Annotated in this window: 17 protein-coding genes; 10 read left to right on the forward strand and 7 right to left on the reverse strand. The window is 63.8% G+C overall.

Features of this window, described 5'->3' with window-relative positions; translation table 11 throughout:
* Window positions 1-9: 9 nt before the first annotated feature.
* Entirely contained in the window at window positions 10-1,098 is a 1,089-nt protein-coding gene (locus tag N2652_12415) for a hypothetical protein (GenBank protein MCX7819989.1), read from the reverse strand.
* Between the two features lie 37 nt (window positions 1,099-1,135).
* On the opposite strand from N2652_12415, the gene mnmE reads away from it, so the two are divergent.
* Both mnmE and N2652_12425 read left to right on the forward strand, forming a co-directional pair.
* Entirely contained in the window at window positions 1,136-2,701 is a 1,566-nt protein-coding gene (gene mnmE / locus N2652_12420) for a tRNA uridine-5-carboxymethylaminomethyl(34) synthesis GTPase MnmE (protein ID MCX7819990.1), read from the forward strand.
* Window positions 2,698-4,584 carry a tRNA uridine-5-carboxymethylaminomethyl(34) synthesis enzyme MnmG gene (locus N2652_12425; protein ID MCX7819991.1) on the forward strand — a complete coding sequence of 629 codons (1,887 nt, stop codon included), beginning with the start codon at window positions 2,698-2,700 and terminating at the stop codon, window positions 4,582-4,584. Before mnmE ends, N2652_12425 begins: the two co-directional genes overlap by 4 nt.
* Here the strand turns inward: N2652_12425 and N2652_12430 are convergent.
* From N2652_12430 to N2652_12445, 4 genes are all read right to left on the reverse strand, one after another.
* Complete coding sequence (locus tag N2652_12430) at window positions 4,576-5,529, reverse strand: RluA family pseudouridine synthase (GenBank protein ID MCX7819992.1); 954 nt, start codon at window positions 5,527-5,529, stop codon at window positions 4,576-4,578. The genes N2652_12425 and N2652_12430 overlap by 9 nt on opposite strands.
* Window positions 5,493-6,230: a prolipoprotein diacylglyceryl transferase gene (locus N2652_12435; GenBank protein MCX7819993.1), complete on the reverse strand. Its 738-nt coding sequence runs from the start codon at window positions 6,228-6,230 to the stop codon at window positions 5,493-5,495. The genes N2652_12430 and N2652_12435 overlap by 37 nt, the downstream gene beginning before the upstream one ends.
* Before the next feature lie 147 nt (window positions 6,231-6,377).
* A complete protein-coding gene (gene tatA / locus N2652_12440) occupies window positions 6,378-6,605 on the reverse strand; it encodes a twin-arginine translocase TatA/TatE family subunit (protein MCX7819994.1) in 228 nt (75 codons plus the stop codon).
* 354 nt (window positions 6,606-6,959) lie between these two features.
* Window positions 6,960-7,661 carry a hypothetical protein gene (locus N2652_12445; GenBank protein ID MCX7819995.1) on the reverse strand — a complete coding sequence of 234 codons (702 nt, stop codon included), beginning with the start codon at window positions 7,659-7,661 and terminating at the stop codon, window positions 6,960-6,962.
* A 55-nt stretch (window positions 7,662-7,716) separates the two neighbouring features.
* On the opposite strand from N2652_12445, the gene N2652_12450 reads away from it, so the two are divergent.
* The 3 genes from N2652_12450 to N2652_12460 all read left to right on the forward strand — a co-directional run bounded on the left by N2652_12450 (window position 7,717) and on the right by N2652_12460 (window position 13,742).
* Window positions 7,717-9,099, forward strand: coding sequence for an MBL fold metallo-hydrolase (locus tag N2652_12450; protein ID MCX7819996.1), 1,383 nt, complete (start codon window positions 7,717-7,719; stop codon window positions 9,097-9,099).
* 443 nt (window positions 9,100-9,542) lie between these two features.
* On the forward strand, window positions 9,543-12,392 hold the full coding sequence (locus N2652_12455; GenBank protein ID MCX7819997.1) for a glycosyl hydrolase: 2,850 nt from the start codon (window positions 9,543-9,545) through the stop codon (window positions 12,390-12,392).
* A gap of 255 nt (window positions 12,393-12,647) precedes the next feature.
* The gene (locus N2652_12460) at window positions 12,648-13,742 is read left to right on the forward strand and encodes a hypothetical protein (protein MCX7819998.1); all 1,095 of its coding nucleotides are present in this window, start codon (window positions 12,648-12,650) and stop codon (window positions 13,740-13,742) included.
* Between the two features lie 24 nt (window positions 13,743-13,766).
* Here the strand turns inward: N2652_12460 and N2652_12465 are convergent, their stop codons facing one another.
* Window positions 13,767-14,516, reverse strand: a complete 750-nt coding sequence (locus N2652_12465; GenBank protein MCX7819999.1) for a metallopeptidase — start codon at window positions 14,514-14,516, stop codon at window positions 13,767-13,769.
* Between the two features lie 146 nt (window positions 14,517-14,662).
* On the opposite strand from N2652_12465, the gene N2652_12470 reads away from it, so the two are divergent.
* Genes N2652_12470 through N2652_12490 form a run of 5 tightly spaced genes read left to right on the forward strand, consistent with a single transcriptional unit; the run spans window position 14,663 to window position 21,509 of the window.
* Window positions 14,663-15,388: a DUF1080 domain-containing protein gene (locus N2652_12470; protein ID MCX7820000.1), complete on the forward strand. Its 726-nt coding sequence runs from the start codon at window positions 14,663-14,665 to the stop codon at window positions 15,386-15,388.
* Window positions 15,389-15,420: 32 nt separating this feature from the next.
* Window positions 15,421-15,930, forward strand: a complete 510-nt coding sequence (locus N2652_12475) for a hypothetical protein (GenBank protein ID MCX7820001.1) — start codon at window positions 15,421-15,423, stop codon at window positions 15,928-15,930.
* Window positions 15,927-17,219: a Gfo/Idh/MocA family oxidoreductase gene (locus tag N2652_12480; protein ID MCX7820002.1), complete on the forward strand. Its 1,293-nt coding sequence runs from the start codon at window positions 15,927-15,929 to the stop codon at window positions 17,217-17,219. Before N2652_12475 ends, N2652_12480 begins: the two co-directional genes overlap by 4 nt.
* A gap of 44 nt (window positions 17,220-17,263) precedes the next feature.
* On the forward strand, window positions 17,264-18,022 hold the full coding sequence (locus tag N2652_12485; GenBank protein MCX7820003.1) for a hypothetical protein: 759 nt from the start codon (window positions 17,264-17,266) through the stop codon (window positions 18,020-18,022).
* 40 nt (window positions 18,023-18,062) lie between these two features.
* Window positions 18,063-21,509, forward strand: coding sequence for an FAD-dependent oxidoreductase (locus tag N2652_12490; GenBank protein MCX7820004.1), 3,447 nt, complete (start codon window positions 18,063-18,065; stop codon window positions 21,507-21,509).
* Window positions 21,510-21,655: 146 nt separating this feature from the next.
* Here the strand turns inward: N2652_12490 and N2652_12495 are convergent, their stop codons facing one another.
* Complete coding sequence (locus N2652_12495) at window positions 21,656-22,540, reverse strand: basic secretory family protein (GenBank protein ID MCX7820005.1); 885 nt, start codon at window positions 22,538-22,540, stop codon at window positions 21,656-21,658.
* Between the last annotated feature and the right edge of the window lie 1,016 nt (window positions 22,541-23,556).

Genomic DNA, 23,556 nt, shown 5'->3' on the forward strand with positions numbered 1-23,556 from the left:
CCGCCGGGTTCACGGTCGGCGCAGGCTCTCCGCGGGCCACACACGAGAGGGTAGCACTGCGGGAGAGCTGTTCAAAAACGGTGTCCGCATCACTTCCAGCGGCGGCCCTGCGCGCGGCGGCGGAGCGGACACCGCAGGCTCCGGCGCTCCAACCGAACCACCCGTCGGCCTCCCCGGTGACCATGCCGAAGAGCCCGGCGCCGTGGAAAGCCACGACGGCACCGATCGATCACGTCCTGACGTGCCGCTCATGAGCGACGCCGGCGGTGGCGCCTTGAGAGACGGCGCCACCGATGGTGCCAAGGATGACGGCAGGCCTGCGTAACCGGAACCCGCCGAGGAGGACCATTGAAACAGTTGCGGGGCCAATGGCGCGGGCTCTGGGCCAGGTGTGCTCCGTCGCACGCCGTGTTCGCCAGCACCCGGCGCATCGGTGGCCGGGGAAGCGTCGACGCCGGAGGCGGGGCGAGCCAGCGCGGACGTAACCTCCATGCGTTCGGAGTCCGGCTTCACAGGCGCGGTGCGTCCGGCCGCCGACGGCCGTTCGGCCACCGGCGCATCGGTCCGGGCGGCCAGCTCCCTCGCTCCCACGGCGGTCGCGGGTGCCGGAGATGTGCTGATCGTCGGCTTGGTGGCACGAAAGCCCCGTTCGTCGCCCGCGAAAATGGCCGTCGTGGTGTGGTCATTCCGGAGGCCTGCGAACAAGTCTCGCCCCATGATTTCAGCGATCTGCTCCGCTTCCTCCTCCGCCCGCTGCTCCTCCTCCGCCTTCTCACGTGCTTTTTTCTTCTCTTTCTCGAGCGCGGCCAGTCCTCGCGCCATCCAGTTGTCAGCGCTCTCCTCGTCTTCCTCTTCATCCACGCCGCTGATGCGCTTCAATTCCCGGGCCAGACGTTCCTCCGGTGTCAATGCCCAGTCTTCCTCCTCCTTCGCAGCGCGTCGTACTCGATCAGTCCGTACCGGCGTGGGCGGTAGAGTTCTCACCCGGGAAATGTCCAGCACATCCGGACGTTCCGTTTTCAGCTCCGCGGAGGAGTCAACGCCGGGACTCTGCTCAACCGCCGGCAGTGATGGTGCTGTCTGCGTGTTGGAGTCCATTACCAGGGAGGCTTCGTACCGCCGGCGGATCCGCTTCTTGAAAATCAACTCATTCGTTGAAGCGTTTCCGTTCGGTGCGGCTGGTTCGCCGGCCGGTGTGGCGGCCACCACTGCAAGGCCGACGACGGACGCCAAAATGGAACATCTGCGACGCATTGTCCGACACGTCAGCTTATCACGCCCCACCCTTGATTCCAAGCCGAATTGTGATAACAGGGCGAACATGATGCGGGCGTGCGCTGATACGATCGCAGCGATTGCCACCGCCCCTGGCGCTGCTGGCATCGCGATTGTCCGCGTTTCCGGCCCCGCCGCGCTGTCGGTGGCGGACCGCATGTTCCGTTGCCGCGGGGCACCACCGTCACAGCGTCCAACGCATACGATTGTCCACGGTCGGGTGTGCGGCCCTGCAGACGAGACGTTGGATGAAGCTCTTCTTCTCGTCATGCGCGCGCCACATTCCTACACGGGCGAAGATGTCGTGGAGTTTCAGTGCCACGGGGGGAGTGTCCCCGCCGCACGTATTTTGCGTCGGGCCATTGAGGTCGGCTGCCGAGTCGCGGAACCGGGTGAATTTACAAAGAGGGCGTTTCTCAACGGCCGGCTCGATCTCACACAGGCGGAGGGAGTGCTGCGTCTCATCGAAGCCTCGACCGAACGCGCGGCGGATGTTGCGCTCCGTCTCCTCCAAGGTTCTCTTGGGCGTGAAATCAACCGGATCTACGAGGCCGTCGTCTCGGCCGCCGCTAGTCTAGATGCAAGTCTCGACTTCCCAGAAGAGGATATCCCAGAGAATGTTGCAGAATCTGCACAGGATACCATCCGAGATGCGCTTGGTTCATGCGCTCGGCTTATTTCTTCGTGGCGATACGGTAAAGCCCTGGGCGAAGGCTTCCGTGTGGTGATCGCCGGCCGTCCGAATGCAGGGAAGTCCACTCTATTCAACATGCTCGCCGAGCAAAATCGCGCCATCGTCTCCCATCTTCCTGGTACAACGAGAGATACGATCGAACACTGGACACAAATACGCGGTTTTCCCGTTTGTCTCGTGGATACAGCGGGCTTCACCGAGACAGCTTGCCCCGTGGAAAGTGAAGGTGTTCTTCGGGCGAAACTCGAGGCAGACAGGGCAGACCTTATACTTTTCTGCTTGCCCTGCAACGACTTAGAAGATAATTCTGCCAGAGATGTCCTGAATTCTTTGCCCGCGGAGAAGATCGCCGTGGTGCTAACAAAGTCTGATCTTTGCGCTCCTGGTCAAATCGATTCCATAAAGTTTCCATGTGCTCAGACATCTATCTGCGATCCGAAGGGCTCCGCAGATCGGGTTCGTGACCTGATTTCAAGCCGCATTCTGGATATGCAACGTAGCGTAGAATCATGCGATGCCGTGGTCTCCGAGCGTCACCGCTGCTGCCTAGAGGATGCAAGAGCGGCGCTAGGTCAAGCACTTTCCCTGCTGGAGTCTGGCAGGCCAGATGCGGTTGTTCTCGCGTCCGAGCTCATGAAGCAGGCCGCCGAGTCTGTCGCCAGAATCAACGGCCGGATCTATGACAGCGACCTTCTGGACGAAATCTTCAGCCGGTTCTGCATAGGCAAATGAAAGGATCATACGACGTTGTTGTAGTCGGCGGCGGCCATGCCGGTGTGGAGGCAGCGCTCGCCTCGGCGAGGATCGGCGTGCGTACTCTCCTCTTGACCCTAAAATTCGAACACATCGGAAGGATGTCCTGCAATCCTTCGGTTGGCGGTATGGCAAAGTCGCATATGGTCTATGAACTTGATGCCCTGGGCGGAGAAATGGCAAGGGCGGCGGATTTCACCTCAATTCACTCAAAAACCCTCAACACAAGGAAGGGGCCTGCGGTCCAGGCAACCAGAGTTCAATGTGACAAGGCGGCATACCGCAACTACATGCAGAAGGTCGTCAGCTCCGTCCCCACGCTGGACGTTTTCGAGGGAGAGGTTGTTGATATTTGGACGAGGTCCGGACGGGTGCGGGGAATCGAGCTGTCCGACGGCACTAAAATCGGCTGCAAGGGGGTCGTTGTTTGCGGAGGTACCTCTCTGAACGGGCGCGTCTTTGTGGGCAGGCACTCGCTACCGGCCGGACGCGCGGGAGACCAAGCTTCATGCAGGCTGAGCCGCTCGATTGCCGCTCTCGGCCACCGCGCTGAGAGGCTGAAAACCGGGACGCCTCCCAGACTTCACCGTGAGTCTGTGGACTACTCGAGGGCAGCAGAACAGCCACCGGAGAATCCACCGCGATTCTTTTCGGCAGAGGCTCGGGAACTTTGGCAGTCGTTCCACGTGGAACACCCATGTGTGGACAAATGCGGCTCGTTCCACGTGGAACACATTCTGCAGAGGGGCGTTTATTGGGTGCCGGGGGTCGGGCACGTCTCTTGCTTCACGACTCACACCACAGAACAAACAAAGGACATAGTTCTGAAGAATCTTAAACAGAGCTCACTGTATGGCGGAATGATTTCCGGCACAGGAGTCCGATATTGCCCGTCCATCGAGGATAAATTTGTCAAATTTCCAGATAAGGCTCAACACCACGTCTTTATCGAGCCCGAGGGAAGAAACACGGTCCGCGTGTATCCTAACGGGATATCAAACTCTCTCCCGTGGGATGTGCAGGAAGCGATGGTGCGGAGCATCCCATGTTTCGAGAAAGCCGTGATCATTCGACCTGGATACGCGATCGAGTACGATTTCTTCGATCCGAGGGATCTACGGGCAACTTTAGAGTCGAAAATTGTGGAAGGCCTTTTCCTGGCCGGGCAGCTGAATGGAACGACGGGCTATGAGGAAGCCGCTGCGCAGGGCTTCTTGGCGGGCGTAAACGCAGCGCGCGCTTCGGCTGGTCTTCCCGGCGTAACGCTGTCGAGAGATGAAGCCTACATCGGCGTCCTCGTGGACGACTTGACAACTCGTGGGACGGACGAGCCGTACAGGATGTTTACATCGAGGTCGGAGTTCCGGCTCATACTGCGCCAAGATAACGCCAGCTTTCGATTGCTGGAAAAAGCGCAGGAAATTGGCATTGTTAGCAAAGATGTTCTCAACAGAATTTCAACATCGTTTCAGAAGGTCAAGAGCGAAATCGAGAGGTTGCGCAACACGAAGTCTAAAGGACAGTCTCTGGATCGTCTCCTCTGCATGCCCGGCGCAAGATATGAAGACTTGCCAGGGGCGCGGAGCGATCTAACCGAGCAAGAGCGGGAGTACATCGAGGCGGAAGTGAAGTACAGCGGATATATCAGGATCGAAAATGCTAGAGCGGAACGTATGCGCTGCTTGGAAGACTTGAAAATCCCTGAGGAACTGAACTTCTACATGATTCCATCCCTGAGAAGGGAAAGCGCCGAGAAGCTGTCGCGTGTTCGGCCTTCGAATATGGGCCAGGCTTCACGCATCCCGGGTGTGAATCCGACTGATCTAGCAGCCATTGAAGTTTACATAAGAAGCTTACAATAAATAAGTTATCCCCGAAGATTTTGTGGTAGCTTTAAAATCAGAAGGGATCGGGCACTCAAACTCCATCGGCTCAAGGCTGCACGGGTGCAAGAACCGGATACGCCATGCGTGGAGCATCTGACGGACCGCCCCCAGCTTTTTGTTGATCGCGCTCTTCGGTCCATACAGAGGGTCGCCAATCACAGGATGTCCGATATGGGCCATGTGGACGCGAATCTGGTGAGTCCGACCGGTTTCGATCTGGACTCGGAGCAAGCTAGCGAGTTCTGAAGTGGCGAGCGTTTGGTAGTGGGTGCGCGCAAGCCGGCCATGAATTACCTTCGCGCTCATCTTGTCGCGTCGGCTGGGATTCCGGCCGATGAGAGTTTCAATCGTTCCCGAGGGAGGCTCGGGTTGACCATGGACCAGTGCAAGGTACTCTTTTTGCACTTGGCGCGACCGGAATTGTTCTGCCAAAGACCTGTGGGAGCGCTCGTCTTTGGCCACGACCAAGACACCGCTCGTGTCCCGGTCCAGCCGGTGCACAATACCGGGCCGTAGTTCGCCTCCGACGCCTCGCAAGTCCGGACAGTGGTGAAGGAGGGCGTGCACCAGAGTGCCGGATTCGTGCCCAGGAGCAGGATGGATCACCAAGCCGGGTGGCTTGTCGAGGACGATCAGATGGCGGTCCTCAAAAAGAACGTTGAGGGGTTTCGCCTCGGGGATCAACTCGGTGGGCCGCGGCTCGGGCTCCTGCCACTCAATCGAGTCGCCAGCGAAGGTCTTCTGGCGCGTCCTCAGGGCGGGTCGGCCGTTGACCCGCACTCGTCCCTGATCAATCAGCGCCTGCCACCGGGCGCGAGAGTGTTGAGGCGCCAACTTGGCTAGAACGGTGTCCAGACGGTGGCCGCTGAGCTCAGGGGGAACAATCAGACGGCCGGCGGAGTCAGGCGCGGTGATCTCCATACCCATGCGAGACACAAGCCCACCGCAAACAGAACAAGGCTCACCCACTGCGCGACGTGCAGTCCACCCCAGCTCACCCGCTGATCGCCGCGCAGAAACTCCAGAATAAACCGGACCGGAGGGTACAGAAGAAGATAAGCCGAAAACACCTGGCCGCGGAATCTTCGGTTTTTGTACAAAGAGTTGACTATGAAAAAAATAATCACGTTCGAGGCTGCTTCCATAAGCTGTACGGGCCAGCGGCCGTCCCACCACAATGGACCGCCGCTCAGCTCGCGGCCCTGGCAGCAACCATTAAGAAAGCAGCCCACCCGGCCGATTGCGTGTCCGAGCGGCAGACCTGTGATGATGAAATCGGCGTAGTCCCTCCAAAGAATCCGAGCAAAGCAGGCGTGCAGGCTGAGTGCTGCTGCAGCACCGGCGACCCCGCCATAAAACACCAGGCCCCCATGATCAATTCGGAGAATTTCGATCCACTGACTTGCGTAGTCGGGCCAGTTCGCCACAACATACACGAGCCGTGCCCCACCCAGACCGCCGAGCATCGCGAAGAGCACCATATTCGAGACCAGCTCCTCGCTGAAACCGGCCCGTCGTGCCAGCCGCCGAAGATGTGCCCAGGCAGCTGCCAGACCCGCCGCCACGAGCACACCGTACCAGTAGATCGGTTTTCCACCGATGTGGCAGCAAACGCGGTCCATACGCGAATGGTACGCCGCGTGGACGCGATGAACAAACCGGTGCTCCGAGCCGCACCGTTTCTTTTAGGCTGCGCGCCGCTCGGCTGTTCGATGGGAGCTCGGACGGCGCAAGGAAAAACCTTCTCCCACTTCCCTGCGGTAACGCGTTCAGCTTTTCTTTTCCGGCGCCCCGGTTTCCTCGCCGGAGTTGTCCGACTTCGACAGCTCTCGCTCTCCTTCCTCGCGACCTTTCTTGAACTCACTCAGACTGCGGCCGAGTGCGCGCGAAATTTCGGGGATTTTCTTGCCGCCGAACAAGAACACGATCAACAGCACAATCACCAGAACCTGCCATGGTCCGACGTTGCTCGGACTGATAAACGCCATCTCTTGCATCGCGATCTCTCCCGATCGCCGGTCAAGGGCGAGCGACAATCCAGTCGCCCGGCTCAGGCCGGCCGTCCACGATTTCCCCTATGACAAGACTGCCTTCGCCGCGTCGAGTGATTTTCACTCGTCCGGTCTCGTTGCCCGCTCCATGGCCCAAGCTGACCGTTGTGCCCACGGGCGGAGCGAGCACGCAATCGAGGACCACCCACCCCTGGTCGGGCCGTGATCGTATCACACGGCCGGCGGGTTGCCACACAACGACGCTGGCGGTTGCCGCAGCCGAATCCTGCCTCGGCGTGGCGCCCCCCGCCATTGCGGCCACCGCGGTCGCACACAACCACTGCTTGGAGCACCGGTTACTCATTGCCGTTTGGCCTGTGGGCTGCTCCCTCCGGGGAGCAACCCCCGCAGCGGGCAGTCGTCGCATCTCGGCAGAGGCCGGCACCACCGTTTGCCCAGCGCGACCACGAGCGCATGATACTCTTTGTAAAGCCGAGTGTCACGAGGCAGCAGCGTGGTGAAACGGCGGGCCAATGCATCGTAGCTTTCCGCCGGGCCGGCCCACTGATGGCGAGTCATGAAGCGACGGGTGTACGCGTCGACCACGAAGGTGGGATGCTGCAGTGCGTAGAGGAGAATGCTATCGGCCGTTTCAGGACCGATTCCATGGATACTGAGCAGCTCGCGCCGAAGATCGCCAGGGTTCACGCGCCGTAGCGAAGCAACTCGACCGCCGGCACGGCCGCACAACCAACGGGCCAGCGCCCGTAGACGACGGGCCTTCACCCGCGGGTAGCCGGCCGGCCGGATCAGCGACACCAACCGCTGTACCCGCAGCGCGAGGATCCTCGGGGCGGACAACGCCCCTGCGCGCCGAAGGTTCGCAATCGCCCGCTCGACGTTGCTCCAGGCGGTGCTCTGCGTCAGCACTGCGCCGGCCATCACCTCGAACGGTGTGCGGCCCGGCCACCAGTGCTGAGGGCCGAAGACGCGGTAGAGCGTCTCGTACACCTCGGCGGCAGGGAACGGTCGCAATTTTTGACTTGGTCGTCGCGATCGCATTGAATGGCGGCACCCGTTCGATGGTAACCCATGGCCGGCCAGAGGAGCATGCGCAATGAGACTGCGGTTCGACGGCGGTGCCGACACCGTGACCGGGTCAACCGTCTGGATCGAAGCCAACGGTCATCGTCTGCTTCGGGACTGTGGTCTGTTTCAAGGGCCGCGGCGCGCGGCGTTTGAGCGCAACCGCTCGTTCGGATTTAAGCCCGCAGACCTCGCCGGGGTGGTGCTCTCGCATGCGCACATTGACCACTGCGGCAACCTCCCCTCGCTGGTCCGGGCGGGCTTTGAAGGCCCCATCCACGCCACACACGCGACCGCGGACCTGTGTGGCATCATGTTGCGGGATGCGGCGCACATTCAAGAGCAGGACGCCGCCTATCTGAACCAGAAAACCAACCGGCGGGGGCTCCCCCCCGTCGAACCGCTCTACACCACAGCTGACGCGGAGAAAACACTGCGCTTGCTTCACGGACATGCTTACGGGCAGACCGTCGAAATCGTCCCGGGTGTGGAGCTCACGGGTGTGGAGGCCGGGCATGTGCTGGGCGCCGAGCTCTCACTGCTTCGTTTTGAGGAACACGGCCGACGATTGCGCGTCGCGTTTGCGGTGGACCTTGGCCGCCGCAATCTGCCGCTGCTGCGTGACCCGGAGGTGATTGTGGAGGCGGACTTGCTCGTGCTCGAGAGCACCTATGGCGACCGCGACCACGCCGATGCGCGCACAGCGCGGGAGCGTCTCGGCGCGGTGGTGCGGACCACGCTGGGCCGTGGTGGCAAATTGTTCATCCCGTCGTTTGCACTGGAGCGCACGCAGGAAATTCTCTACCACCTGTACATGCTGCAGGTGGATGGCCAGATCCAACCGCCGTGCGTGTACGTGGACAGCCCGATGGCCGGCGCTGTCACGAGGGTGTTCGAACGGCACCTGGAGCTGTTCGACGAGGAAGCACGCGATCTCCACCGTCGAATGGGCTCGCTGTTTCCGCCATGGGTGCGGTTCACCTCAACGGTGGAGGAGTCCAAACAAATCACCGCCTCCAACGCCCCCTGCATCGTGCTGGCCGGCTCCGGTATGTGTGAACACGGGCGAATCCTTCACCACCTGAAACACGGCATCGAAAATCCACGCAACGCGATCGCGATCGTGGGCTTTCAGGCCGCGCACACGCTGGGGCGCCGGCTGGTCGAGGGTGAGCGGCGTGTGCGCGTGTTCGGCGACGAGTTCGAGGTTCGCGCCGAGGTGCACGTGTTGAACGCGTTCAGTGCCCACGCGGACCAGCGCGAGCTGCTGGAGTACGTCCGGGCCGCCCGACCGCGGAGAATTGTGTTGGTCCATGGCGAGGAACGCGCCCGCGCTGCTCTGGCGGAAGCTCTCCGCGCCGCTCAGCCTGCCCCCGTTGGGCTGCCGGCCGCCGGCGATGTGATTGAGCTTTGAGCGGGTCGGCCGGAGCCGCCCGCGAAAGGTGGCCCACGATCAGTTCCGCACGGCATCCGGCGGCCATCCGTTCTTGTTGCTGTCGACAGCTGGTGCGATGGCCCGCCGAACGACGTGAACTCCAGACGATCGCGCCCGATCACGCCCAGGCTTCGCGGTTCCGCGCGGCTTGTGACCCTGTCGGCGGGAATCACATGGAGCAGTTCCCCACCCGAGCCCCCTGACATTCGCGATCTGTTCAGAAGAATGCATGCGGTAGGGGTGGATCCTCCCGCGGTGGAGCGACCACGCTCGGTCGGAGTTGGGGCGGGCTCTCGCGCTGGGAACGAGAATCGGATCTGTTCCCGCGTCCCGTCGTTGCGCCGGTTTGGGAGCTCACCTATACTGAGAGTGGCTCGGGACAGAACATGTGGGGCGGGCCCGAGGAGAGCACCGTGAGACTCATGCGATTCACGCGTCGCGATTTTTTGCGGTCCGTTGGCGCGACGGTGGGCATCTTGGCGGGAGGCCGTGCGGAACGTGGACAATCGGCGCCGTCGGTGGCTGCCACGAGCGATGCGGACCTTGCGGCGTTTCGAAATCCTCCCACCGACGCCCGGCCGTTTGTGCGATGGTGGTGGAATGGCAACAAGGTTCGGGCGGAAGAACTGCTGCGTGAGCTGGACTTGTTGCGCGCAGCCGGCATCGGCGGCGTGGAGATCAATTCGATTCGGTTCCCCGCACCGCAGGATCCGCTCAACGTGCCGGCGGTCGAATGGTTGGGACCGGAGTGGTGCGAACTGGTCCGCGTGGCGGTCGAAGGGGCTCGCGCGCGGGGTCTGACGCCGGACATCATCGTCGGCTCCGGCTGGCCGTTTGGTGGCCGCTTTCTGCCCCGCAAGTATCAGACCCAGATTCTATCGGTCGGACGTCGTCGCGTTGAGGGACCGACGATGCTGGAGCTCAGCAGGGAGGAGCTCCTGGCGGAAGTGGAATTGAAGCTCCACTCGAAACATGACGATATCGAAAAGTCCGTCCTGATGGTGCATTTGACGCCGGCGGCGGTGGATCAATTCGTCGCGCCGGTAGAGGTCACTGATCGGTACCGTGACGACCGATTGCGGCTGGAGATTCCCCCCGGCCCGCACGTAGTGCACTGGTTTGTGGTCCAGACCGGTTTTCAGGCGGTGATCAACGGCGCGCCGGGCTCCGACGGCCCCGTGCTGAACCATTTCAACCGCGAGGCGGTGGAATTCTACCTGAACCACATGTCGGAGGGGTTGCGGCCCTATGCAGGGAAGCTGGGCCGCTGGTTTCGCGCGGTCTTCTGCGACAGCCTCGAGCTGGAGGGCGCGAACTGGAACCCGGATCTCTTCGACGAGTTTGCGCGCCGTCGCGGCTACGATTTGCGTCTGTGGCTCGCCTATCTGTTGCCGCGTACGGGCCACATGGGGGAGACGGTGGAGGACGCCTCGGCGGTGCAGCTGCGCGGTGAGATGGAGGACCTCGTCGCGCGGGTGCGCTACGACTACTGGATCACGTTGATCGAACTCTTTCGGGAGCGATTTATCGAGCCGTTTGTCGAATGGTGTCGGCGCGAGGAAGTGAAGTCCCGGGTGCAGGCGTACGGGCACGGCTATGAGCCGCTCGACAGCAGCACGCTGGTGGACATTCCGGAGTGTGAGACGTGGCTCAACCGGCAGATCGGCACTGACGAGTGGACCGGCCCTGGCCAAGTGAACAACAAGTTCACCTCCTCGGGTGCGCGGCTTGCGGGCCGGCGGCGGGTGAGCTGCGAGGAGATCACCAACACGCAATATGTTTTCTTCACGCCCCTCTCGCTCGTGAAGATCGCGGGGGATGAAAGCTATCTGACCGGCGTCACTCACCCCGTTCTGCACGGTTTCAACTATTCGCCGCCGGAGGCGGGCGTACCGGGCTGGGTGCGATACGGCACCTACTTCAGCGAGCACAATACATGGTGGCCGTTTCTGCGGCGGTGGACCGACTACAAGGCGCGACTCACCTGGCTCTTCGAACAGGCCGAGCCGCAGGCCTCGGTCGCGATTGTCCATCCGCTCGCCGACCTCTGGAGCCGCTGGGGAATGCAGCGGGATCCGTTTCCCCGCGTGTGGCATCCGAAATATTCGCACCTGCTCTGGCGCGCCTTGCATGCGCTGGGCCACAACTGCGACTACGCGAACGAAACCGGCCTTGTGCGGGCGGAGATGCGCGACGGTGCCGCACACATCGGTCCGCGACGGTACGAAACCATCATCCTGATGGAGGTCGACACCCTCCGGCCCGATGCGGCGGCCGCGCTGGAACGATTCTGTGCCGCCGGTGGCCGTCTTGTGATGATCGGTCGGCCCCCGTCGCGCGCGCCGGGCCTGAAGGGGCGGGGCGAAGGGGACCGCACGGTGCGCGAAACCATGGAGCGGCTGCGCGCCAATCACCCGGCGCGGTGTCATGTGGTGGAACCACCGCGCGAGGGCGGTGATCTCGTCGAATGGTTCCGCGGTGTGCAGCTGCGCTGTGGTCTGGAACCAGATGTGCGCATTGAACCCGCGCATTGGACGCTGCGGCAGACCCATCACCGCTGGGATCGTCGCGAGGTGTTTTTCTTTGCGAACACTCACCGCGAGCGCGTTGCGCGATTCCGCGCCGAGTTCCGCACCGTTGGAGAGCGTCTTCCCTGGTTGTGGAACCCAGAAACCGGTGACCGTCGGCCGCATCCGTGGACCGAAAAGCCCAATATCTTGGAGCTTGAGCTTGATCCGGGGGAGTCCCGTTTGATCGTGTTCGAGCCTGGACCGGCGCCGAACGTTCCACCGGAACCGCAGCCGGATGAATCCCGCGCTTGGTTGCCCTCTCCGGCTCTCTGGCGGGTGGAGCTGCGGCACGTAAATGGCGAACGCCATAAGGTGGAGCTGACCCACCTCGCAAATATCGGGACCCTTCCCGGACAGACGGGATTTGCCGGCACCGCAGTGTACGATTGCGCGTTCGAAGTGCCGCCAGACGGAGCCTTTGAGTTCCTCGATTTGGGTACGGTCCACGAGATTTCAGAAGTCATCCTCGACGGCCGCCCGCTCGGGGTCCGCTGGTACGGCCGGCATCGGTATCCGCTGCCGGCACCGCTGGCGCCCGGTCGCCACCACATCGAGATCCGGGTGACGACGGTGCTTGGCAACTGGATGCAGTCGCTGAAAGACAATTGGACCGCACAGCGGTGGACCGCGAAGCTGCCTGCCCGTCCAATGGGACTGCTCGGACCTGTGCGGCTGTATCCGCGACGGCCGCTTAGGGCCTGAGTTTCCATCGGCCGCTGCGTCGGTGTGTTCTGCTCAGCGCCGCCGGCGACACTGGGCAATGAGGGCGGTGGTCTCCGCCCCCGCTGGATCGAGTGGCCCGGCGCGGGACGGTGTTTCCGCCTACTATGCGAACCCGGCTGCGGGTGATCTTGAGCAGCAGAAATAGTCCGCGCATACTTGCGCCGCAATCATGGTGTCGGCGACGAGGGACAGGCGGTGCCCCGGCGCGACGCCGTTTGGAGGAAAGGCATGCCAATGAAGTTCCCGCGTGGATTCGTTCGCGTGGCAGTGGGCGTTGCGGTGATCCTACTGGCGATGTCGGTGGTGCGCGCCGGACCCAAGCTCGAGATCGGGCCGGACAGCTGGTTGCAGGCGGGCGTGCTGGGGCAGGTGCAGGCCACGCACACGGAGGACGCGTCGCCGGAAACGGACTTCTTCCTCCGCCGGGCGCGCATCATTCTCTCGGGCCAGGTGATGGACGGCGTTCAGTTCTTTGCGGAGACTGACAGCCCCAACGCGGGCCGCAACGGCGCGCCGAACGAGATCAAGATGCAGGACATCTTCGTGGATCTGCGCCTTCCGTACGTCGAGAATCACTGGTTCAAGGCCGGTCTGATTCTGCTGCCATTCTCGTTCGAGAGTCGCTCCGGTGCGACCACGCTCTTGGGGCACGACTACAACTTCGAAGTGTTGAAGCTTCCGAACACGTTCGTCTGGCGCGACATTGGCGCAGAGCTGCACGGCACGTTCTGGGAGAAGCGCATCGCCTACTTTGTGGGCGTGTTCGATGGGTACGACGAGCGTGACAGCAGCAAGAATCCCGACGCGGACCTTCGCCTCACGGGGCACGTGGCCTTAAACGTCGTGGGGGAAGCGGAATCCGGATGGTTCTTCAACCAGTGCCGTCTCGGCAAGAGCGGCGACTATCTCTCCATCGGCGCCGGGATTGACCGGCAGGACAAGGCGACCCTCCGTCGTGCGCCGGTGGTCGCGGGAGCGACCGGTCCGGAACCGCCACCAGAAATTGTAGACTCCGAGAACTGGGTGGTGGACGTGCAGTCCGGTTTCGATCTCGGCGGTGTGGGGCTCACGCTGAACGCGGGCTGGTACGACTGGGACAACGCGTTGTTCCGCGGCAACACTGCCTTCGCAGAGGCGGGCGTGCTGGTCGGCAAGCTGATGCCCGTCGCAAAGTACAGCTGGCAGGACCCCGACGCCGGTGCGACCGCGGAGGACTACACGATCGGCCTCCATCTGTTCGGGAAGGGCCACAATATCCGCGGCGGTCTCGAGTATCGGTGGGGCGACAGTCCGAGCCAGTGGCTGCTCGGCATACAGCTGCTGCTCTAAAGTTCTGGCTGGGCGACGGACGCCTCAGGGGTCTGCGGCGGGCTCCGGCCAGGGCCGTTCCCAGATGTCTTCCATCAGCTGGTGGATGTCCGGTTCGTACCGCCGGAGTTCACCACGGTTGAATGGGAAGAAATCGTTCACGCCGAAGTAGGCCTCGGTCATTTCGGCGAAGAACTCCTGTGGGCTCGTCAGCGCGTAATGTCGCGCGTCGTGGCCGTAGATATGCAGGCAGCGCTCCCACCGTCCAGCGGCGCGAACACGCTCCCACGCCGCCCGAATGCCGGGGTGTTCGTGAGAGAGCACCTGATGGTGGACCGCGTGGGCCAGCTCGTGCAGGATTGCCCACGGCTGCTTCACGTAGTGTTCCGGTTCTAGAAATGCCGCAGCGTCGGGAATGTGCACACAGCCGGCGAGGTTGGTGTCGTAGCCGTTCTGGCGCAGCCATTCCGCGGACGGATGGTAGCCCATCGCACGCATCCGTCCGTGGTGGAGATCGAGCTGGATGGGGATGCCCCGCAGCCGTACCAGCTTGTCGGTCGGCACAACCAGTGCAACCGATAAGAGGCGGTTTTGCAGCAATGCCAGGGCCCGGCGGCCGAGTTCTGCCGAGGAACCATCGAGCAGTCGCACGTCCACCCGGACCTGCCAGCCTTCCAGGTTGGTGACCACGTGGGCCAACGGCGCCGCCCGGTCGATCGGCACCTCGGCGCTGTGCCCCACCGCGGCGATGCACCATCCGACCGCGATCGTCAAGGCCAGACCTACGGAGCTCACAGTGCTCTTCTACCGCAACTGTCGTGGCCAACGCGAGCCGCCGCGCCGGCCGTGCGCGCGAACGGGCGGCTCTCGATCAAGCCGGCCGGTTTGCGCCGCGTGGCGGCGCTTGCTACGTTCGCCCATGAGTAAGGGAGATGACGTCCATGACTTCGATCCGGTGCGGCGCGATGACGGTCCTCTGCTTGGTGGGCCTGCAGGGCCTATTCGCGGGCGAACCGAACCAATTGACGCCCGAAGAACAGGCGCAGGGCTGGCGACTGCTTTTTGACGGCCGCTCGCTCGACGCTTGGAAGAGCCTGCACAAGCCCGAGATTCCACCTGGCTGGGTCGTCACGAACGGGACGCTCACGATTTTGAAGAGCTCCAAGGCGGGTGACCTGATCACGAAGGAGCGCTTCTCGAATTTCGAGTTTTGCTTCGAATTCCGGCTCACGCCCGGCGCCAACAGCGGGGTGAAGTACCTGATCGATCCGTCCCGCGCGCAGGGCGGCCACGGCGTCGGCCCCGAGTATCAGGTGCTGGACGACCAGCGGCACCCGGACGCGAAGCTCCGCGCAGACGGCTCCCGCACCACCGCGGCGCTCTACGATGTGCTGCCCGCCGCGAAGGACAAGCCGCTGCGGCCGCCAGGCGAGTGGAACGAGGGCCGCATCGTCGTCAAGGGCCGGCATGTGGAACACTGGTTGAACGGCGTGAAAGTGCTCGAGTACGAGCGCGGCTCGGAGGCCTTCCGCGCCGCGGTCGCGAAAAGCAAGTTCTCAAAAATGGCGGATTTCGCCGAATGGGCCGACGGGCACCTACTGTTGCAGGATCACAACGATGAGGTTTCGTATCGCAACCTGAAGATCCGCGTGCTCTCACCTGAGTGAGCGTCGGTTCACGGCGACAGGAGGCGCAGCGCATGAACACCGTGCCAACCCCCGCGCCGGGCGGCGAGCAGCGCGCTGCGAGCGACCCGCTGCGCGGCCAAGACAGCGATCGTCGAATGCAGGAATTCAAACGGTCGCCCGATCCGTGGGTGGAGACCGCCCGCATGCGGTTCGGCGCGGATCGGACGCTGGCGTCGCAGATTCAAACGCTGATCCTCGACGCGGACCCCTCCCAGTATCCCGCGTTGGAAGCGAAGCTGCTGGCGCTGCTGAACCGGCCCGACCTGGGCGAACAAGGCCGCGACTTTATTGTTCGGATGCTCGCGTTGATCGGCTCGGCCGCGTCGGTGCCCGTGCTGGCGGCGCTGCTGGAGCGCGCCGAGACGAGCGACCTGGCGCGCTATGCGCTCGAAATGATTCCGGGACCTGAGGCGGACGCCGCACTGGAAGCGGCGCGCAAGAAGCTGTCGGGCGCCGCGCTCGAGGGTTTGCTCGGCACGCTGCGCATCCGGGAGGCCCGCCTTCGGGGGGTGCTCTCATGAAGCAAAGTTGCAGCCGCCGCTCCTTTCTGGCGCGTTCCGGGTGGCTGGCGGGGGCGCCGTTGGTGATTCCTGCAAGCGTACTGGGCGCCGATGCGCCGAGCCGCCAGATCACATTTGCATTCGTCGGCGTCGGTGGCATGGGGTTGGCCAACATCGACCGAGTGCTGAAGCTTCGCGATCGCGGCGCCCGTGTCGTGGCGGTGTGCGACGTGGATCGTGTCCACGCGCGCGCCGCGGCGGCGAAGGTGGAGGCCGCGCAGCACGACCGGGGTGTGTTCGTCACCGGCGACTTCCGCGAGGTCACACGCCGCGAGGGCGTGGACGCGGTCGTGATTTCCACGCCGGACCACTGGCACGCGCTGCCGGCGCTGGACGCGATTCGGCACGGCAAGGATGTCTTCGTGGAGAAGCCGCTGACGCACAGCATCGAGGAGGGCCGCCTGCTTGTCGCGGAGTTGCGCGCGCACAACCGCGTGGGCCAAACCGGTACGATGCAGCGCTCGGACGGCTCGTTCCGCTACGTCGCCGAGCTGATCCGCAGCGGCGGACTCGGCCGCGTCGAGCGCATCGAGGTGCGGATCCCCGCCAACAACATGTACTGTGGTGCGACCTGGTCCCCCGAGCCGGTTCCCGAGGGGCTGGACTATGACTTCTGGCTCGGGCCCGCACCCTGGGCGCCGTACACCTCGCAGCGCACTCACTATCAGTTTCGCTTCATCCTCGACTATGCCGGCGGCCAAACAACCAACTGGGGTGCCCACTACATCGACATTGCGCAGTGGGCGCTCGGCATGGACGAATCTGGCCCCGTCGCGGTGGAGGGATTCGGCGAGTTTCCCTCCTCCGGTCTGTTCACCGCGCCAACCCGTGTGGACTTCACCGCCACCTACGCGAACGGTGTCACGCTGCGTGTGCGCACCCGCACCGACGGCGTCTTCGACGGCAATGTCCGCTTCTTCGGTGAAAAGGGGTGGATTGATGTTTCCAGGTCGCGGCTGCGCGCGAGCGACGACGCGCTGTTGAAGATCGGCGGCGGGCCCGGCGCGCGGGGCGACAGCGGCGTTGCGCACATGGCTGACTTTCTCGAGTGCATCCGCTCACGGGCGCGGCCGGTCGCGGATCTGGCGATCGGCCATCGCTCCACCACGGTTTGCAACCTCGGCAACATTGCGATGCTGCTGCGCCGGCCGCTGAAATGGGATCCGGTGGCCGAAAAGTTCGTCGGCGACGCGCAAGCGAACCGGCTCCTCGGCCGACCCTACCGCAGCCCGTGGTCGCTGCTCGGCTAAATGCGCGTGCCGCTGCGACCACTGCTGCGCTGTGCTGCGCAGCGATGGGCGCCACCGCCGAGATTCAGGGCCGGGTGGAAACGGCGTTCTGGTCCAAATATCTGTTCCGAGGTCAGATCTACACCGATGGTCCCGTGCTGCAGCCGGCGTTGACGCTCTCGGCCGGCGATGCGTGGTCCGTCACGACATGGATGAACGTGGACCTCAGCGATGCGAACTCGGTTGCCGGGCGGGAGGCGCGAGGCCGACCGACGGAGGTGGACGTGATCGGCCTGTGGTCGCCGCAGCTTCGTTGGCCGATTCGGCCCTCGCTGGGATGCGCCACCTATGTCGTCTCGATGCCGACCGCCGCGGCTGGCACCACCGCGGAACTAATGGCGGCCTTGCGGTGGGACCCGCCGGAATGGTGCGCGCGCTGGGCGCCGTCCCTGTCCGCAACGCTGTGGCATGAAGTGCTCGAATATGATGATGCCTACCTCGAACTTGCGGCAGAGCGGCACCTCCCGTTGGTAGCCGGACTCGAACTCTTGTGGCGGACGACCGTCGGCTATGGCGGGGGCGACTATCACGCGTTCTTCTTCACCCCGCACGGCACACCGCCCGAGGCGGTACCGGATCGGCGCGGCTGGAGCGACTTCGCGGCAACCGCAGAACTGGGGCGTCCCCTTGGTCCCCGCTGGCGCGCCGCGCTGATGCTGCAGTACCAGATGTTGCTCGAGCACACCGTTCGATCGGCCGCACATGAGCGGTACGGCGGCGCCGAGTGGTGGGTGTGGGGTGTGAAAGTCTCCGCCGCGCTTTGACGGTGTGCGAACAGTCAAAAACACGAAAAGGCGATGCCGGATGAAAGCGACAGTCGGTCTAGCAACATGCGTATGCGCAACGTGGGCCGCCGTGGCGCCCGCCGCAATGGTGGTGGCGTTCCCACGGATGGAAGTACCCGTGCTGACGAACGTGGACGTGCTGGTCGTCGGCGGGTCGCTCGGTGCGGTTGCCGCCGCAGTTGAGGCGCGCCGGGCCGGCGCAAGTGCGTTTCTGGTCACGTCCTGGCCTTATCTGGGGGAGGATCTCTGTGCAACGTTGCGGCTCTGGCGCGAAGACAAACAGGAGCCGGACCACCCCTGGCTTCGGGCGATGTTTCCTCCCGAGACTGAGCGACGGTCCGGCCGCGCGTGGACATTTCGGTACCGTACGGACCGCGTCGACGACCCGCGGCATCGCGATTCTTCTCCGCCAGGACGGCTCACCGATAGCCGCCACCGCAGCGCGGCGAGGGACAGTGTCCAGTACAACGGTCCGGTGACGATTTTTGCGGACCTCGGCCAACCGCGGCCGATTGGGCGCGTCGAGCTGCGCGCGTACCAACGACCCGGCGATTTTGGTGTGGCGGAGATCCGCGTCGCCACCAGCATGGACGCCGACGCGTGGAGCGCCGTGGTGACTGGCCGAAATTCGGACGTGGAGATCCCGGCCGAGGATGCGTCGCTGCCCATTGGGGTCGAGCTGGCGGTCACGCAGCGGTACGTCCGGGTCGAAGTTGTGCCGGTGATCGGCGCATCCCGCGTGCTGCTGGCGGAGCTTGCGATCGAAGCGCCGCCAGAGTCCGCGCCATCCCCCCCGGCCGGCACCATCGCGCGTGTGACCCGTCCGCTGCGGATTCAGCGGACGCTCGACGACGCCTTGATTGCGGCGGATGTTCCATTCCTGTTTCTCTCAGATCCCTTCGATGTGCTGATCGGTGACGACGGTCATCCAGCCGGATTGCTCGTTGCGAACCGGTCCGGCTTGCAGGCGATTCGGGCGCGCGTGATCGTGGACGCGACTCCCCATGCCGTTGTCGCCCGGCTGGCCGGCGCCGCGTTCGAGTCCGTTCCGCCGGGGCCGCGCGAGTTTCGCCGTGTGGTGATTGGGGGTCAGGCGGTGACATCCGCGGTGGCCTCGCCGGTGGAACACCCCCTTCCGTTACTCGTGCGTGCAGAGGACGGGACCGAGCTGCCGGTGATCGAGTACCGTCTGGTGATGCCGTTCGCAGACACCGGTTGGCCAGTGCGTGCCGAACTGGAACAGTCGGCCCGTGACATCACTTGGAGCCGGGACCAACGAGATGCGTCCGAGACGCTGCTGGAGCTGTCGCCGCCGCCGATCGTCGCGCGGGCAGCCGTGACGGGGGACTGGCCGGGTGCGTCGAATCTGCCGCTCGACGTCGCACGTCCGGTGGGTGTGGAGCGACTGTGGGTGCTCGGATCAAGGATCGCTGTTGCCCCGATTTCGTTGTCAGCCCTGCGGCGTCCGGACGAGTTCCTCCGCGTCGGTGAACGGATCGGCCACGTGGCAGCTGCGGAGGCCCGCATGGTTCCGGCCCCGGGCCGCCTGCGGCTGCGGTCCGCGCAGAGGGAACCCCCAGCGGCCGACTCACCCATGGCTCGCTTCGTTCCGGCCGATACCCACCCGCGTTGGGCCGGGCTGGAAAGAATCGAGCTCGATGCACATGCGCGCGAGGCGGCGGCGGAATACGACGTGATCGTCGTCGGTGGCGGCACCGGTGGGGCGCCGGCCGGCATCGGGGCGGCGCGCCAGGAAGCGCGGACTCTGGTGATTGAGTCGCTGTACGGCCTCGGCGGTGTCGGCACCTGGGGCCAAATCGCCTCGTACTACCACGGTTACCGGCAGGGCTTCACCGCCGAAATCGATGCGGGGGTCGCAGCGCTTGCCGGTCAGACCTCTCCCGCCCACAAGTGGAACGTCGAACACAAAAGCGAGTGGCTCCGGCGTGCGCTCCGGGAGGCCGGTGCGGCGATCTGGTTCGGTTGCCGGGGGGTGGGCGCGATTGTGAATGGCGACGAGGTGCGCGGCGTCGTCGTGGTGACGCCCGAGGGCCCCCTTCTTGCCCTTGCACGATGTGTGGTCGATGCGACCGGGAACGCCGACATCGCCGCCGCGGCCGGCGCGCGCTGTGTCTGGAGCGACGAGGCGGAGGTTGCGGTACAGGGCACCGGACTCTCGCCCCGCAGTTTGACCCGCCAGTACATCAACACCGACTACACCTTTGTGGACGACACTGACATCGTTGACATCTGGCGCGCGTTCATTGTCGGCCGTGAGTTGTTCTCGGAAGCGTGGGACCTTTCGAGGCTCATTGATACGCGGGAGCGGCGGCGCATTGTCGGCGAGGTGGAGATCTCGCCGCTTGACCTCTACCTCGGGCGGACTTGGCGGGACACGATCGCGCTGGCGCAAAGCAATTTCGATACCCACGGCTTCACCGTACATCCCATCTTCGCGCTGCGCCCACCCGACCGCAGTTCGATCACCGTGCCGGTACCATTCCGCGCATTGCTGCCGAGAGATCTCGAACGGCTGCTGGTCATTGGGCTGGCCATCAGCGCGCATCGCGATGCGCTACCGGTCCTGCGCATGCAGCCCGACATCCAAAATCACGGTTACGCAGCCGGCGTCGCCGCGGCGTGGTGCGCCCGCGAAAACCGGCCGCTTCGAGCGCTGGACATCCGCGTGCTGCAGCGTCATCTCATCGACAAGGGAATCGTACCGGACACGGCGCTGACCGATCTGGACTCCCCACCGGTGCCCGACAGCCGGCTCGAGTGGGCCGTGCGTGCGCTGCCGGAGGACTGGACGGGTCTGGAGGTGGTGCTCTCCGACACCAACCGCTCTCTTCCGCGACTGCGCACGGCGTGGGCTGCGGCGACGAATGATGATGTTCGGCTGGTGTATGCGATGACGCTCGGCATGCTCGGCGACCCCACTGGTGTCGACACACTCATCGCCGCGGTACGGGCGCGATCGTGGGAGGGCGGTTGGGAGTATCGCGCGATGGGGCAGTTCGGGCCCAGCCTCGCACCCCTGGATGCGATGATCATCGCGTTGGGTCGTACTCGGGCGGCCGCGGCCCTGGAACCGCTGCTGGAAAAGGCTAGGACGCTGGACGCGAATGTCGCGTTTTCCCATCACCGAGCGGTCGCACTTGCGCTGGAATGCCTCGGCGATCCCCGGGCGGCACCCGTGCTGGCGGAGGTGCTCCGACGGCCGGGGATGAGCGGTCATTGGGTGACCACCGCGACCGAAGCAAAAACGCGACGGCTCTCCGGCGGTACCGATACCCGCGTGCGGCGCGATGCGTTGCGGGAGATCTCGCTGGCACGAGCACTCTATCGGTGCGGCGATCACGAGGGACTTGGCCGCTCCATTCTCGAACGGTATGCGGATGATTTGCACGGTCATTATGCGCGGCACGCTCGGACGGTACTTGGGCGTACCCGAGCGGCGCCCTAAGGCCCATCACTGATGCGGGGAGTCAGGGTGCCGGTTCAGTTCGGACGGTCGGCGTGGAAGCCAACCCTTTGAGCCGCTGCGCGCGCAAAGGAGCGCGGTGTTGCACATCCCGCTCGGCCGACTTTGATGCGCGGAACGCCAACACCTCATTGGGCACGGAGCGCCTGCTCCGTCTCCGCACGCCAAGCTCGGGCCAAGTCCTCTAAGGTTCGGCCGGTCCACTTTTCCCAAAGCGTCTCTTCGTACCGTCCCATCCGGAGGGCGGCATTGAGGTGCCGTATCAGTTCTGGGTCATGCCGCCGGATAACCCAATCGAGAAAGTTGGCGCTGATCCGGTAACCTGCATCGTGCCGGAGCTGAACGCCCTGCTGCCGCCGCAGCCAGATCAGATCGGCTCCATGGCTTTCCGGCTCAACAACAAACCATCGGAGATAGTCCGCAATGCCTTCGACCAGCCATCCCGGCGGTGGCGGCGTACCAGGCGGACGATGATCGTATTGCTGCAGAACATGCACCAGCTCGTGCACGATCGCCCCTACGGCTTCACGATTGCGCTCGCGGTCAATCCATCTCGAATTGGCCGTGATCCGGGACCCGCTGGTGGCTGCGACACCGCGCCCCGGGCGCAGGATGATTTGCACATGGCCGGGAGGCGCCAGATTCTCGACGTGTAAAATCTCCGCCAGTTTCGGGTACCACTCCACAACTGCGGGGCTCAAACGTTTGCGCACCCAAGATTCCAACTCCGGAGCGTGCCGGACATCGAACGCGAATGTGAACTGGCCGTCCGGCGTTCGGACGCTGAAAGGATCTGGCCCGCGGACCCCTGCTGGAAACTCGGCTCTAAAGTCGGGTTCCGCACTCTGAACATCGATTTCGCTGTAAAAGGTGTTCGCAAAGGGGTGATGTGCTTGCGTGGCTCGAACATCAAACAGGAGGTACCGATAACGTCCCAGCGGTCCGCCTGACATATTGGTGACGAGTACGCCGTAAATTCCACCTTTTTGGGCGCCGACGCCCCGCGTATCCACAGAGGCGATGAGGATCCATCCTGGTCGGTTGGTGGAACCCGGATCCTTTGAAAGCTGAACTCTGGATTCGTCTCCCGTGGCGCCGTATAGCGTGTAGACTTGAGGCCCCCGCATGTCGGGATGGCGGGAGAATGTGGCCACGTACGAAATCGGGGTAGGCCGCCCCAAATCCACAACGATCTGGCCGCCCGGCGTCCCTGCAGCAAAAAAGAAGTTCGCGGGTGGCTCGTCCGGCTGAGTCGGCGTCTTGCCGTCCTGGAGGACCTCCAAAGGCCCGCTGTTGTCGTCCTGCTCTCCCTGCAAAATCCTAAAGGAAGCGTGGGTGGCGGAGTCCTGGCGGGATGGCCGCGGCACCTGTTGAAAGGTGAAGGGAGTTGATCCGGATGCTTCGGCCTGTCGTTCGGCGACTACCCGGACACCTTCTCCTGCTGAGGCGCAGCAACACGCAAGGGCACAGGAAGTGATGCGGCACAGTCCGCGAGATTTCAGATGTAGGCGCATCGCTTCCTCGCTTCAAGCAGAAATGCGGTTTGCCGCATCTTCGTCCGAGTGGCGAAATCATGCAAGACGGTCAAGGATACCCTGACCGCTTGAATCCCATGCGTGATTATGGGAAGTCCTAGCCACGGAGGATGATGGTCCTTCGCAAGGGAGAACAGCCCTCCCTTGCGGGAGAAATCCGGGGGAAGCGGTGGAAGCGATCTGACCCTGACCGTTGGCTTCGTGCCGAGTCATTCGCTTCCATGCTGATGGAGGCTGTTCATCGTGCTACAGGTGCCTTCGGGCTCGGAGGTCGCTTCCTGGCGTTGGAGACACGAACGAGGTTTGCGTCTCTGTCCCTCTCTATTCCACGGGTAAGATACCCATGAGGGGGCGCCCGGTCGGCGTGGAAGCCGACCCTCCATACGGACGGGCCATCCGTAGACCTCCACGACCACACGTGGAGGGTTCGCTCCCACGCCGGCACTCCCCGTGCCTGCGGGCACATTCGGCCGGGCTCGCCACGCGGTCGGGGA

Source organism: Kiritimatiellia bacterium, assembly GCA_026417735.1.
GTDB lineage: Bacteria > Verrucomicrobiota > Kiritimatiellia > PWTM01 > PWTM01 > CAACVY01.

Bases quoted from the DNA above. Each gene is read 5' to 3' on its own strand.
- N2652_12425 (MCX7819991.1), top strand. From the start codon at position 2,698: ATGAAAGGATCATACGACGTTGTTGTAGTCGGCGGCGGCCATGCCGGT.
- N2652_12435 (MCX7819993.1), bottom strand. From the start codon at position 6,230: ATGGACCGCGTTTGCTGCCACATCGGTGGAAAACCGATCTACTGGTAC.
- N2652_12415 (MCX7819989.1), bottom strand. From the start codon at position 1,098: ATGGACTCCAACACGCAGACAGCACCATCACTGCCGGCGGTTGAGCAG.
- N2652_12485 (MCX7820003.1), top strand. From the start codon at position 17,264: ATGGGCGCCACCGCCGAGATTCAGGGCCGGGTGGAAACGGCGTTCTGG.
- N2652_12430 (MCX7819992.1), bottom strand. From the start codon at position 5,529: ATGGAGATCACCGCGCCTGACTCCGCCGGCCGTCTGATTGTTCCCCCT.
- N2652_12490 (MCX7820004.1), top strand. From the start codon at position 18,063: ATGAAAGCGACAGTCGGTCTAGCAACATGCGTATGCGCAACGTGGGCC.
- N2652_12450 (MCX7819996.1), top strand. From the start codon at position 7,717: ATGAGACTGCGGTTCGACGGCGGTGCCGACACCGTGACCGGGTCAACC.
- N2652_12445 (MCX7819995.1), bottom strand. From the start codon at position 7,661: ATGCGATCGCGACGACCAAGTCAAAAATTGCGACCGTTCCCTGCCGCC.
- tatA (MCX7819994.1), bottom strand. From the start codon at position 6,605: ATGCAAGAGATGGCGTTTATCAGTCCGAGCAACGTCGGACCATGGCAG.
- N2652_12470 (MCX7820000.1), top strand. From the start codon at position 14,663: ATGACTTCGATCCGGTGCGGCGCGATGACGGTCCTCTGCTTGGTGGGC.
- N2652_12475 (MCX7820001.1), top strand. From the start codon at position 15,421: ATGAACACCGTGCCAACCCCCGCGCCGGGCGGCGAGCAGCGCGCTGCG.
- N2652_12480 (MCX7820002.1), top strand. From the start codon at position 15,927: ATGAAGCAAAGTTGCAGCCGCCGCTCCTTTCTGGCGCGTTCCGGGTGG.
- N2652_12455 (MCX7819997.1), top strand. From the start codon at position 9,543: ATGCGATTCACGCGTCGCGATTTTTTGCGGTCCGTTGGCGCGACGGTG.
- N2652_12460 (MCX7819998.1), top strand. From the start codon at position 12,648: ATGAAGTTCCCGCGTGGATTCGTTCGCGTGGCAGTGGGCGTTGCGGTG.